Annotated in this window: 12 protein-coding genes; 2 read left to right on the forward strand and 10 right to left on the reverse strand. The window is 59.0% G+C overall.

The annotated features are described in order from the left end of the window. Positions 1-20 precede the first annotated feature (20 nt). From EX00_RS06270 to EX00_RS06285, 4 genes are all read right to left on the reverse strand, one after another. Positions 21-1,112: an ABC transporter ATP-binding protein gene (locus EX00_RS06270; RefSeq protein WP_047455192.1), complete on the reverse strand. Its 1,092-nt coding sequence runs from the start codon at positions 1,110-1,112 to the stop codon at positions 21-23. Positions 1,113-1,115: 3 nt separating this feature from the next. Then, positions 1,116-2,000, reverse strand: coding sequence for a carbohydrate ABC transporter permease (locus EX00_RS06275; protein WP_052210709.1), 885 nt, complete (start codon positions 1,998-2,000; stop codon positions 1,116-1,118). A gap of 49 nt (positions 2,001-2,049) precedes the next feature. Then, a complete protein-coding gene (locus EX00_RS06280) occupies positions 2,050-2,955 on the reverse strand; it encodes a carbohydrate ABC transporter permease (protein ID WP_047455196.1) in 906 nt (301 codons plus the stop codon). A gap of 214 nt (positions 2,956-3,169) precedes the next feature. Further along, entirely contained in the window at positions 3,170-4,405 is a 1,236-nt protein-coding gene (locus EX00_RS06285; protein WP_047455198.1) for an ABC transporter substrate-binding protein, read from the reverse strand. A gap of 463 nt (positions 4,406-4,868) precedes the next feature. On the opposite strand from EX00_RS06285, the gene EX00_RS06290 reads away from it, so the two are divergent. Next, on the forward strand, positions 4,869-5,900 hold the full coding sequence (locus EX00_RS06290; protein ID WP_047455200.1) for a LacI family transcriptional regulator: 1,032 nt from the start codon (positions 4,869-4,871) through the stop codon (positions 5,898-5,900). Between the two features lie 68 nt (positions 5,901-5,968). Here EX00_RS06290 and gndA read toward each other — a convergent pair whose 3' ends face one another. Next, entirely contained in the window at positions 5,969-7,396 is a 1,428-nt protein-coding gene (gndA, locus tag EX00_RS06295) for an NADP-dependent phosphogluconate dehydrogenase (RefSeq protein ID WP_047455202.1), read from the reverse strand. A 301-nt stretch (positions 7,397-7,697) separates the two neighbouring features. On the opposite strand from gndA, the gene EX00_RS06300 reads away from it, so the two are divergent. Continuing rightward, a complete protein-coding gene (locus EX00_RS06300; protein ID WP_047455204.1) occupies positions 7,698-8,096 on the forward strand; it encodes a polyketide cyclase in 399 nt (132 codons plus the stop codon). A 7-nt stretch (positions 8,097-8,103) separates the two neighbouring features. Here the strand turns inward: EX00_RS06300 and EX00_RS06305 are convergent, their stop codons facing one another. From EX00_RS06305 to EX00_RS06325, 5 genes are all read right to left on the reverse strand, one after another. Continuing rightward, positions 8,104-8,721, reverse strand: coding sequence for an ABC-type transport auxiliary lipoprotein family protein (locus EX00_RS06305; RefSeq protein ID WP_047455206.1), 618 nt, complete (start codon positions 8,719-8,721; stop codon positions 8,104-8,106). Positions 8,722-8,759: 38 nt separating this feature from the next. Further along, positions 8,760-10,130: an MlaD family protein gene (locus tag EX00_RS06310; RefSeq protein ID WP_047455208.1), complete on the reverse strand. Its 1,371-nt coding sequence runs from the start codon at positions 10,128-10,130 to the stop codon at positions 8,760-8,762. Positions 10,131-10,138: 8 nt separating this feature from the next. Beyond that, a complete protein-coding gene (locus tag EX00_RS06315; protein ID WP_047455210.1) occupies positions 10,139-10,999 on the reverse strand; it encodes an ABC transporter ATP-binding protein in 861 nt (286 codons plus the stop codon). Positions 11,000-11,011: 12 nt separating this feature from the next. Beyond that, entirely contained in the window at positions 11,012-12,172 is a 1,161-nt protein-coding gene (locus EX00_RS06320; protein WP_047455212.1) for an ABC transporter permease, read from the reverse strand. A 157-nt stretch (positions 12,173-12,329) separates the two neighbouring features. Next, a complete protein-coding gene (locus EX00_RS06325) occupies positions 12,330-13,547 on the reverse strand; it encodes an MFS transporter (protein ID WP_047455214.1) in 1,218 nt (405 codons plus the stop codon). Positions 13,548-13,611: the final 64 nt, after the last annotated feature.

Consider the following 13,611-nt stretch of genomic DNA (forward strand, 5'->3'; position numbering starts at 1 on the left):
AGCCGCCTCCGTTTTGAGGACTAGATTCTGAGTTCTGTTTGTGCGTCGAAAAGCGAGGCGACGGTCATGTCGAAGCCGAGCTTGACGCGCGATCCCGGGCTGAAGCGCCGTGCGCCATTGATGCGCACCGACATGGTGTGTCCAGCATGATTGAGCCAGAGCAGGTTGTCGGCGCCCATCGGCTCTTCGATGTCGACGGTCGCATCATGCGTTTCCGCGCCGGGACCCAGATCCTCGTTGACCTTGATATGCTCTGGACGAACCCCAAGGACGACCTTGCGGCCCGCTTCCAGCGGCTCGGCGGCCCTGTAGCCGTCAAGCGAGAAGATCACATCGTTGGTGGCAAAGGCGACCTTACCCTCCCGATTGACCAGTTCACCTTTCAGGAAATTCATCGACGGCGAGCCGATGAAGCCGGCAACGAAGAGATTGCGCGGCTCATTGTAGATCGTTGTGGGATCGTCGAGCTGCATGATGATGCCGTTCTTCATGATGGCAATGCGGTCGGCGAGCGTCAGGGCTTCGATCTGGTCGTGGGTGACGTAGATCATCGTGTTCTTCAGCGACTGATGCAGCCGCTTGATCTCGACGCGCAGCTCCGAGCGCAGCTTGGCATCAAGGTTGGACAGCGGCTCGTCGAAGAGGAACACGTCGACATCGCGCACCAGGGCGCGGCCGATCGCCACGCGCTGGCGTTGACCGCCGGAAAGCTCGGCTGGCTTGCGCTTCAGCAATGGCTGGATCTGCAGGATTTCGGCGGCGCGAGCGATGCGCTTGTCGATATCCGCCTGAGGTACCTTGGCAACCTGCAATCCGAAGGACAGGTTCTTTTCGACCGTCATTTGCGGGTAGAGCGCATAAGACTGGAACACCATGCCGATTCCACGGTCCTTCGGCTCTTCCCAGGTGACATTCTTGCCCTTGATGAAGATCTGCCCTTCGGTGATGTCGAGCAGGCCGGCAATGCAGTTGAGAAGCGTGGACTTGCCGCAGCCAGACGAGCCGAGCAAGACAAGGAATTCACCGTCGTCGATCTCAAGATTGAGGTTCTTCAGAACGGTGACCGCGCCGAAATCGAGCGACAGGTCTTTGATGGAAACGCTGCTGTTCATGAATCAACCCTTCACTGCGCCGGCGGCGATGCCGCGGACGAAAAGCCGTCCGGAGACGAAATAGACGACCAGCGGAACAAGACCCGTCAGGATCGTTGCCGCCATGTTGACGTTATATTCCTTCACGCCCTGGACAGAATTGACGATATTGTTGAGCTGCACGGTCATCGGATAATATTCCGGCCGGGTGAAGACGACGCCGAACAGGAAGTCGTTCCAGATGCCCGTGATCTGCAGGATCATGGCGACGACGAAGATCGGCAGCGACATGGGCAGCATGATGCGCAGGAAAATCTGCCAGAAACCGGCGCCATCGATGCGGGCAGCCTTGAAAAGCTCCACCGGCAGCGATGCGAAATAATTGCGGAATAGAAGCGTCAGAATCGGCATGCCGAAGATGCTGTGCACCAGGATCAGCCCGCTGAGCGTGCCGTAGATACCGATCTCGCGCAGCACGATGACGATCGGATAGATCATCACCTGATAGGGAATGAACGCGCCGACGACGAGGATCGAGAAGAACAGATCCGCGCCCTTGAAGCGCCAGTTGGCCAGCGCGTAGCCGTTGACCGAGGCAATCGCGATCGAGAGGATCGTCGACGGCACGGTGATGCGAACCGAATTCCAGAAGCCACGGGAAAGACCGTCGCAATTCAGACCAGTACAGGCCGTCGCCCAGGCTTTCACCCAGGGTTCGAATGTGATTTCCAGCGGCGGCGAGAAGATGTTGCCCATACGGATTTCGGGCATCCCCTTCAGCGAGGTGACGATCATCACGTAAAGCGGCAGCAGGTAGTAGATGGCGGCAACAAAGAGCGTGCCGTAGAGCATGATGTTGCGGCCGGAAAGCACCGGACGCGGCTTGCGGCCATTCGGCCCCGAGAACATCTTGCCGGTCGAAGTCGCGACTTCATTCGCATTCTTGAGAGTCACTGAATCAGACACGCTTGCGCCCTCCGCCGAATTCCAGGTAGGCCCAGGGGATGATGATGATGGCGACAGTCACCAGCATCATGGTGGAAGCTGCGAACCCCTGCCCGAGGTTCTGCGCCTGGAACATGTAGTCGTAGACATATTTCGCCGGAACTTCCGAAGAGATTCCGGGGCCGCCGCTCGTCTGCGCGACGACGAGGTCGTAGACCTTGACGATACCGCTGGCGATGATGACGAGCGTGGTGATGAAGACCGGGCGCATCATCGGAATGATGATGAAAAGATAGGTCTTCCACATGGGTATCCCGTCCACACGCGAGGCTTTCCAGATGTCCTCGTCGATGCCGCGCAGGCCGGCGAGCATCAGGCACATCACAAGACCCGTTCCTTGCCAGAGCGCGGCGATCAGCACGCCGTAGATGACGATGCTTGGCGTATAGAGCGGATCGAACGTGAAATTTGTCCAACCAAGCGAACGCACCACCGACTGGATGCCGAATTCGGGATTGAGCAGCCACTGCCAGACAAGGCCGGTGACGATGAAAGAAAGGGCAAAAGGATAGAGGAAAATCGTGCGGAAGGTGTTTTCGAACCGGATCTTCTGGTCCATCAACGCAGCCAGCACAAAGCCGATGACGAGACTGAAGATCATGGAAAGGATGCCGTAAACCGCAAGATTTTCGATGGACATGATCCATCGCGGCGCCGCCCACAGGCGATGGTACTGGTCCAGTCCGACAAAGCTGAGGCGAGGCAGCAGCTTTGAACTGGTGAAGGAATAAACCACCGTCCAGATTGAGCCGCCAAGGAAGATGACGACAGCCGTCAGGATCATTGGAATGGATGCAATCTTCGAGTTTAGATTGCGCAGATATTGATTTGGCCGGCCGGCTTTCGCTTGACCCGTCATTGTAGCTCCTTCTGCATCGCAACTGCTTCGACGATCAGAAACCAGGTCCATGACCGCGGTTCCTGCGTTTCCCCTCATTCACGGTGACCATCATATAGATGCGGTCCGCCGCCCAAGACGGGCGCTGTGGCAAACCGGGGTCACATGATGTGTCCCGGCGGTGATACCGGCCCCCAAACGCGGGGCCGGTATCACGACAGCGAGAAGATGGAAATCAATCAGCCGCGGCGATGATATCGGCAAAGCGCTTCTGCGCCGCTTCCGGCGTCATCGCGGGATTTGCGAAGAACTCGGAGAACAGGTCTTCTTTCTGCTTTTGAGTGTCGGCGGAGAGAAGCTGGTCCGTCCCCTGGATCACGTTGCCCTTCTTCAGGATCTCGAGGCCCTTCTTCATGCAGTCATTGGCGTCCGCAAGATCCACGTCGCCGCGCACGGGCAGCGAGCCCTTCTTCAGATTGAAGGCGACCTGCGTCTTCGGATCGAGCAGCGTCTTGGCCAGCACTTCCTGAGCCTTCGACTTGGCTTCGTCCTTCAGCAACGGGAAGTAGAACGCGTCGCCACCCGTCGAGATAATCTCGTTGACGCCGAGACCCGGAAGGCAGGTATAATCCGTGCCGGCCTTCTGGCCTGCGAGAGCAAACTCACCCTGTGCCCAATCGCCCATGATCTGACCGCCAGCCTTGCCAGTGATGACCAGGTTCGTGGCCTGGTTCCAGTCCTGAACGTTAGAACCCTTGGACAGCTTGCGGGCATCGTCAGCAGCCTTGAAGACCTTGGCGATTTCCGGCCCCGCCGCCACTTTCGCATCCTTGTCGCCAAACACTTTCTGGAAATTGTCCTTGCCGGCGATAGCGACCATCAACACGTCGAAGGCACCCGTAGCCTGCCACGGCTGGCCACCGATGGCGAGCGGAACGATGCCAGCCTTCTCCAACGCGGGACCGGCGGCAACGAACTCATCCCAGTTCTTCGGAACCTCGACGCCGGCCTTCTTGAAGGCTGCATTCGAAAGCCAGAGCCACTGCCAGGAATGGATATTGACCGGAGCGCAATAGATCTTGCCGTCGATCGTGCAGGAGTCGAGCAGGCTGGATGGGCGAATGACGTCCTTCCAGTGTTCCTTCGTGGCGACATCGGTCAGGTCGCGCATGAGGCCTGCCTGCACAAGCTCCTCGGCCTGGCGGCCGTGATTGAACTGGGTGGCGCCCATCGGATCGCCGCCGGTGATGCGGCTGACCATGATCGGACGCGCGGTACCGCCGGAGCCGGCAATCGCCCCATCGACCCAGTGATTGCCGGTGGCGTCGAACGCCTTTGCAAACTCGGCCACCGCGGCAGCTTCGCCACCGGATGTCCACCAATGCGTTACCTCCAGATCGGTCGCGTTGGCCGCTCCGAATGGCAATACGACCGACGCTGCAAGCGTAGCCGCCATCAAACGAATATTCATGAGTTTTCCTCCCTCACTGAAACGTTGCCGGAAAAACGTAGTCTAATCATTTTCAACGCGCAACCGCCCACTCGTGAAATTTTCCGGAAGGCGCCGTCAAACTATGCCAGATTACATTTATGCTTGCAAAAAATGCGATACGCCCAAGGTTTCATCGGCGACACGAATCCATCGAACTTTCCCTTAGTTCGTTGAAATTTTTAAACTAAAAATGCTGCATCGCTTCATAAACTCCAGACAACCTTTCGCAACTGCAAAATTTTTCGGCCCGAACTGTGGATTCAACCTCTGGATATCTTATTTGAGTTCCAGACAGAAAAAGCGCTCGACTTTTCTACTGTATCGTTACAGATTTCTGCAATGAGGGAGGAGCGGCCGTATCACGCATGTGCTTGCGGCGCTGCCACAGGCGATATAAGCGCATGGTCGCGGGAGAGGCGGCCGGGAGGCAGGCTTGGACGAGATGGATAATAAGAGAACTTCAGGCGGCGGCATTCAGCCCTCGCCCGAGCGGCCGACGCTGAAGACGATCGCCTTCATGACTGGCCTTGGGATCACGACCGTATCGCGCGCCCTGAAGGACGCTCCCGATATCGGCGCTGAAACCAAGGAGCGCGTCCGTATGGTGGCCCGTCAACTGGGCTACCAGCCAAACCGCGCCGGCGTGCGCCTGAGAACCGGCAAGACCAATGTTATCGCGCTGGTGCTCAGCATCGACGAGGAAATCATGGGCTTCACCAGCCACATGGTCTTCGGCATCTCCGAGGTTCTGGCGGGCACGCAATATCATCTCGTCATCACGCCGCATTCGCATAGCAAGGACCCGCTAGTGCCCGTGCGCTATATCCTCGATACCGGATCGGCCGATGGCGTCATCATATCGCGCACGGAGCCGGATGATCCGCGCGTGGAGCTCATGCACCAGCGCGGCATGCCCTTTGCCACGCATGGACGCACGAATATGGGAATTTCCCATCCTTTTCATGATTTCGACAACGAGGCTTTCGCACGCGAAGCCGTGCGCGCGCTGGTCGCCAAGGGACGCCGCCGCATCGCGCTGCTACACCCGCCGGGCAAGCTTAACTACTACCTGCACACCCAGATCGGCTTTCAGACGGGCTTGCGCGAATACCATGCCCAGGAGGTTCCTCTGAGGGCCAGCACTGATACGGCGCTTGCCGACATCAAGGATACGGTCGAGGCGCTGATGCGCTCCCCGCACGCGCCCGACGGCATCGTCTGCTCCAGCAGCGCCGGCGCCATCGCCGTCAATGCTGGCATCGAGGCTGCGGGCTTTCGTCTCGGACACGAGATCGATATGGTCGCCAAGCAATCGACCGACGTGCTGAGCTGGATTCGCCCGGAGATCATTGCGATCCACGAGGACTTCCGCCATGCCGGCCGCGAGCTGGGCAAGGCCGTCATCGCCCGTATCGACGGTATCGAGCCGGAGCTGTTGCAAAGCATCAGCGCGCCGATCTGGCCGAAGGACTGACGGGCAAGAAAAAGCCCGCCGGACACTTATCCGGCGGGCTCTTCTATCTTCGAAATCAGCCGACAGTATCAGCCGTTCGCACCGCTGCCCCATGGGCCGTGGTGGATGTCCTTGCCGTCGACGCGATCGAAGCCATGGGCGCCGAAGAAGTCGCGCTGGGCCTGGATCAAGTTTGCGGTGCCGCGAGCCTGGCGGTAGGCGTCGAAATAGGTCAACGCCGAGGCCAGGGCCGGAACCGGAAGGCCGGAGGCCGTGGCCGCCGAAACGATGCGCCGCAGCGACGGGATCGATTCCTTGACCATTTCAGCAAAGGCCGGGGTGACGATCAGGTTGGCGGCATCCGGCGTCTTGGTGAAGGCGCTGGTGATCTCGTCGAGGAACTGCGAGCGGATGATGCAGCCAGCGCGCCAGATCTTCGCGATGACCGGCATCGGCAGCGACCAGTTGAACTCCTTCGACGCTTCGGCCATGACGGCAAAGCCCTGCGCATAGGCGCCGATCTTGGCGGCAAACAATGCCAGTTCCAGATCCTTCAGCAGGTCGGGGCCGAAGGCGATCGGGAATTTGTAGTCCGGCGTGCCGAAAATCTTCTCGGCGGCTTCGCGTTGATCCTTGATGGCCGAGAGGCTGCGGGCGGCAACGGCGGCTTCGATGGCGGTCGCCGGAATGCCCATGTTCTGCGCTTCAATCGCCGACCACTTGCCGGTGCCCTTCTGGCCGGCCTTGTCGAGAATGACGTCCGGCATGGCACTGCCGGTTGCCGGGTCCTTGGCCGCCAGAACCTTTTCGGTGATCTCGATCAGGTAGGAATTCAGCCGGCCCTTGTTCCAGTCGCCGAAGATCTTGCTGATCTCAGCCGCGCTCTTGCCGAGACCGTCGCGCAGGATGCCGTAGATTTCGGCGATCATCTGCATGTCGGCATATTCGATGCCGTTATGGATGGTCTTGACGAAATGACCGGCGCCATCATTGCCGAGCCAGGCGACGCACGGATCGTTGTTATATGTGGCAGCAATCGAGGTCAGCACCTTCTCGACACGCTTATAGGAGTCCTCGGTGCCGCCAACCATGATCGACGGACCATGGCGCGCGCCCTCTTCGCCACCCGAGACGCCCATGCCGATAAAGGTCAGGCCGGTATCCTTCAGACGGTCGAAACGGGCGATGGTGTCGCGGAAATTGGCATTGCCGGCATCGATCATGATGTCGCCCTTGTCCAGATAGGGCTGCAAAGCCGCCATCTGTTGGTCGACCGGCTCGCCGGCCTTGATCATGATGATGATCGGCCGCGGAGGACGGATCGATTCGACGAATTCTTCAATCGTCTTGCAGGGAATGATCTTGTCCTTCAGCGCGCCCGCATTCGCATAGAATTCATCCGTCACTTGCGGTGTACGGTTGAACACCGCGATCTTATTGCCCTTTTCGGCAATGTTGAGCGCCAGATTCGATCCCATCACAGCGAGACCAATCAGTCCGATTTCTGCCTTTTCCACGACAATCCTCCAATAATTCTCTTGCTGCGCCTCACATCCCATCGCATGCGCGGAGGACGCAGTGATATTTTGAAATGACGCCTAAGCCTTCCCCGAAACCGATAGTGCCCTTCGGGAGTTATGCGTTGGGCGTGTTGTTGCACTCCGGGCGCAAAACGGCAAGCCTTCGCCAGCCTCGAATTAGCCCCATTGCAGAACCGGGCAAGAATGCTGCAGGATTTTTCAAAATGCCGACCTGCCGCTGGCTTCAACAACCTGACCCGATAATCATTTGAAGACGGATATAGAGGAGGAAGCATCCATGTCGACCATGCCCGCCAAGATCGTTCATGTCTCCATCGACCGCCATTGGCAGGAGGTTTACGGCTTTGCAGGCCGCCCCGAAAACATGCCGCTCTGGGCCTCCGGCCTGACATCCGGCTTGGAGCAGGACGGCGAGGAGTGGATCACCAAGGGCGTCCTCGGCTCGGCCCGCATCCGCTTTACGCCCCGCAACGAATTCGGCGTCATCGACCATACGGTGACCCTCGAATCTGGTCTGCAGGTTCATAACGCATTGAGAGCCGTGCCGAATGGCGACGGCTGCGAGGTCATGTTCACGTTGCTGAGATTGCCTGGGATGACCGATGAGCAATTCGCGGCCGATGCAGCGCATGTGCTGAAGGATCTCAACACGTTGAAGGCGCTGATGGAGCGATAGGCCGCGCTTAAAGCGAGCGCAGCGTCCAGTCGACGATCTCGGCGGTGACGCCGGCAAAGGCCGTGTCGAGCCCTTTCACGAAATCCGGATTACTGCCGCCGCTGACCGGAACGGCCTTGCGGAAGACGCTCTGCGACTTGATCGTGCCCGTGCGGTCATTGAGGATCTTCACCGAGATCTCGACAGCGGCGGACTTCTGGCCGCCGGCAGCATCGATCTCGAAGGAACGGATGTCGGTGACGATCTGATAGTCGATCGCCAGCCCCTGCCCCGGCACACCAACGCCACCAAGCTTGCCGGTATTCTCGAAAGCTTCGACCAGCTTCGACTGCACCATCCGGCTCAGCTTGTCGCTCCACTGCGCCTTGCCGAGATACTGGATCTCGGAGGGCGAGACGCGGATGACGATCAGATTGCTGTCGAGCGCCTGTAGCGCCGTCGGCGGCGGGATCAGGATCTGCTTGCCCTTCATCAACGGACCGCTCGCCTTGACCGAGGCCGAGAGATCATAGGTATCGTTGGACGGCTTGGAACCGCAGCCGCTAAGCAGGGCCGCGAGCAACGGCAGAATTATTGCCGCCGTCCGATACGCTTTAGAACGCTCACTCGAAACGCAACCGACCATAGTCCGCATATCCCTCACAGCCCTGAAATCGCTATCCATCAACGCCGCGCCCGGCCGTCATATTGCTTGACCGTATCGCCGCCGAAGAGCAGGCGCTGCGGATTGCGGTCGAAATTAGTGATTGTGCTGTTGAGATTGTCAACCGTGCCCCGCATGTCGTTGATGAGGGTCTGGACGTTGCTCAAACCGCTGCTCGAAAACTTCTGGAGATTGTCGGCGATCGGCCCGATCCGGGCATTGAGATTGTCCGCCATCGTCTTGAAGGATTCGAGCGTATTCTTGGCCTCGGCAAACAGCGACTGCGTGTCGCCGGAACCGAGCAGCGAGTCGACCTTGGCGAGAACGCCGTCGACCTTGCCGGAGGCGGAATTCAACTTTTCGGAAATCGACCGGGCATTGGCTATCGTTTGATCGATATCCTGCTGACGGGCAGCAACCGAATTAGCGACATCACGGATGGATGTGACGGCCGTGCGGGCATCTTTGGTCACCTGGGCAATATCGTCCACGGAACCCTTGAGCTTGGCCGGATCGATCTGCGCCACGATGGCATCGACGCGGTCCAACGTCTTCTGCGCCTTCTGACCGAAAGCATTGTAGGTATCCGCAGTCTGCTTGAAGCTGGCGATGGTCGCCTTCAGATCGGTGGTCGCATCCGCCACGTTGGCGGTGATCCTGTCGGCGTTGTTCACGACATCATTGATCTTGTTGGCATCGACGGCACGCACCAGCTTTTCGACCGCCTCAAGTGTCGAATCGACACGGGTCGACACGGTCTTGAAGGTCTCCGAAAGCTGCCCGACGCTGGCGAGAAACTTGTCGATATTGTCGGAATTGTCCGACAATGCCTTGGAGAAAGTCTGCGCGTTGCGCACCGTTTCGGTTAATGGCGCGCGGGAATCCGAGACGAAGCCCTGGATATCACCGATCGTGTCGTTGGCACGGTTCAGAATCTTGTCGGCGGTGTTGAGCAGGTTCGTCACGCTTGACTGATCCGCAAGCAACACGGCGCGTTTGCCGGTGTCGGTCGAGCGCTTCAGAATGTTTTCGTCACCGTTGCGGCCGCCGGAAAGCTCGATATAGGCCGCGCCCGTCAGGCCCTGAATCTCCAGAATGGCCTTGGTGGACGTATAGACTGGTGCATCGGCGCGCACTTCGGTAAAGGCCAGCGAATAGTTCGGATCGTCGGCATCGATCGAAAGCCCCTGCACAGAACCGACCTGAATGCCGTTGAAGCGGACGGGCGAACCAACGCTCAGGCCGTTTGCCGAGCCCGGGATGCGCACGACCAGTTCAACCATCGGACCGCCCCGACCATATTCCGCCATCCAATAGACGAAGCCGAAGGCGGCCGCGATGACCAGCAATGTGAAGAACCCGACGATCGTATAGTTGGCTTTGGTTTCCATCGTTCCAATTACTTCTTACGGCTATGGGCGCCAGCGCCGTTGTCGTTGCGGTCTCCAACTCGTCCCGTCGGCACGATCGAACGCGCGCGTTTACCACGGAAATAGGATTGCACCCAAGGGTCGTCGCAGGCGAGCATGTCCTCAACCGTTCCTTCCACCAATACCCGTTTCTGCCCGAGAACGGCAATACGATCGCAAACGGAAAACAGGCTGTCGAGGTCGTGAGTCACCATATAGACGGTCAGGCCGAGCGTGTCTCGCAGCTTGGCGATCAGCTCGTCGAATTCCGCAGCCCCGATCGGGTCGAGGCCGGAGGTCGGCTCGTCCAGGAAAACGAGGTCGGGGTCGAGTGCGAGGGCTCGCGCAAGTGCCGCGCGCTTGATCATGCCGCCGGACAGCTCGGACGGGTATTTGTCGGCCGCATCGGCGGCAAGGCCCACCATGCGGATCTTCAGATGCGCCAGCTCGTCCATCAGGGCCTTCGGCAGGTCGAGATATTCCCGCATCGGCACCTGGATGTTCTCCTTCACCGTCAGCGAGGAAAACAGCGCGCCCTGCTGGAAGAGCACGCCCAGGCGCATGTCGAGCCTGTTGCGCTCCAGCTCGGAGAGCTTGTCATAGTCTTCGCCGAGGATTTCGATCTTGCCCGAACGGCGCGGCAGCAGCCGCAGCACCGTGCGCAGCAGCACTGACTTGCCAGCACCGGAAGCGCCGACGAAACCCAGGATTTCGCCGCGATAGATATTGAGGTTCAATTTGTCGAGCACGACTTTCGATCCGAAAGCGACGGTGACATCCCGTGCCGACAGCACGATGTCCCTGCCATGCTCATCTTTTTCCAAGGGGATTTCAGAGTGAAGCGCGCTCATCGTTGATATCCCTCAGAAATCGATCGCGGCGTAGAACATGGCAAATAGCCCGTCCATCAGGATCACCACGAAAATCGACTTCACCACCGATGCGGTCACATGCTGGCCGAGCGATTCGGCGCTGCCGCCGACCTTCAATCCTTCGACCGCCGCGACGATGCCGATGACCAGCGCCATGAACGGCGCCTTGATCATGCCCGAGATGACGGTGGAAAGGCTGATCGCCTCATGCAGGCGCGAAATGAAGGTGGCAAAGGTGATACCGGAATAGGCCCAGGTCACCGTCGCCGCACCGAAGAGCGAGGCAAAGTTGGCAAGGATCGTCAACAACGGCAGTGCCACGGTCAGCGCCACCAGCCGCGGGAAGATCAGGACACCAATCGGGTTCAGGCCCATCACCTTCAGCGCATCGACCTCTTCGCGCATCTTCATCGAGCCGATTTCGGCGGTGATCGCGCTGCCCGAGCGGCCGGCGATCATGATGGCGGTCAAAAGCACGCCGATTTCACGCAATTGCAGGATGCCGACGAGATCGACGACGAACACTTCGGCACCAAAATAGCGCAGCTGGAATGCGCCCTGCTGCGCGATAATCGCGCCGATCAGATAGGACATCAAAAGGATGATCGGGACGGCGCGCACGCCCATATGGTCGATCTGGTTGACGATGGACGCAGGAGAAACACCGCTGCCGCGCCCGAACTTGAGCTGCGCACCGCGCACCGCTGAACCAAGGATATACATGGCCGCGACAAGATTGCCCCAGATCTCGTAGACGGTTTCGCCGATCGGCGCGAAAATGCGCTCCGCCCAAGACTTCCTAGGCCTGGGCTCCGGCTTCTCGTCATCCGGATCCTCGGTAAAGGCCGTCAGCAGCTCGTCCACATGCGGATTGGACCCTTCGATGCTGACACTGGCGCCATGCGCCTCCTGGCTTTCCTTCAGGCGGCGGATCAGCAGCGCCCCGGCGGTATCGACGTCAGAGAGATCGGAAAGATCGATCACCACCCGGCCACCGCCGCTCCGCGTCGTCAGCTGATCGATGCGCCGCAGCACGCCATGGACATTGGCACTGCGCCAATTGCCTTCCAGCCGATAGCGATGCCCATTGCCATCGGGCTCGTCGTCGATCCTCGGTGCGTCGGGTTTCTGTTCGGCTGCTTTCAAACTCATACGTCTTTCAAGTCTTGCGGCGAGATCGCCGACTCGGAAATCCCCACGCGACGCTAATCGTTAATACACCGAGTGCATAGGCGATTTCTATGCCACGCAAACACCAAAAAATATGCCATAGGATTTTGATATCCAAATGAATTCGTTTTGGGGCAGCTTACGAAGTTTCGCTCGCTCTTCCGCCGATTGCAGAGCTATGAGGCTGAAGGTTGTGGGCGACGATCAGCATGACGAGACCGAAAGCAGCAACGCCAGACATAATGTAGTAGCTGGAAAGACCCAGCCAGGCATAGAGGTAGCCGGATACCAGCGTCATCAGTCCGAGAAACATGCCGTTATAAAAGAAATAGGCTCCTTGAGCCGAGGCCTCCTGCGTTTCCTGCACCGAGGCGACGATGCGGCGCTGGATACCGGTATGTACACAGGCGAAAGTGCAGGCGTGTAAACATTGCAGCAGGAAATAGCCTGCGAAACCGAGGTTGATCGGGAACAGTATCCAGCGGACGACGCACACGGCCGCGCCGAAAAAGATCAACGTCCAGGCGCTGAACCGCCGGCCCAGCATCCTCGACATGAAAAACACCATGACCTCCGCCGCGACCCCGACGCACCAGAGGATGGCGACCTGCGTGCCTGAAAAACCAAGCTGGCGCCAATAGATCGACGCGAACGTATACATCATGGCATGACTCGACTGCTGCACCGACACACCGATCATGGTGACCAGCAATTGCGGCGAGCGCAGCGAACTGGTCGGCGCCTGCAGACTGATCGGCTGGTTGCGGCGTCGCGTCGGCCCGATGCGCGGACAGAAGAAAGCCATCAGCGTTGTCAGGACGAAACCCGCGACCATGGCGGGAAGAACCGTCGTGCCGCCCCATTTGCCGATCATCTGACCGCCGATAAGGGTCGAGACGATGAAAGCGATCGATCCCCAGACACGCATCGAGCCGTAATCGAAACCCCAGCGCCGCACACCGGAAACAGCGATCGATTCCACGATGGGCACATAAGGCGCGTATGTCGCCCCCTGAATGCCGTAGACTAGCAGCACCGGCCAGAAATCGCTCGTCCAGTAAAGCGCGATCGCCGTCAACAGCGACAGGGCACCCGACCAAAACAGCACAGTGGCACGTTCCTGCACACGGTCGGCAAGCATGCCGACAATGGGCACAACGAGAACCCGCACCACCATCGGCACGGCGAGGATAAGACCAATCTCGCGATCACTGAAATTCAACCCGGCCAGCCAGACCGGGAAAAACGGCAGGGCGATCCCGTTGACGATCAACGGCGCACAATAGGACAAGGCCGTGCGCAACCGAAAATACGGCGGCGCACCCTCACCCTGCAGAGATTTTGTAGCGGGAATCATGACAGACCTGAAGGGAACTGATGTGTTCCTAGCACCCTATCGATATCACGACTATGGCGGGAAA

This window comes from Martinezella rhizogenes, assembly GCF_000799715.1.
GTDB classification, from domain to species: Bacteria; Pseudomonadota; Alphaproteobacteria; order Rhizobiales; family Rhizobiaceae; genus Rhizobium; species Rhizobium rhizogenes_C.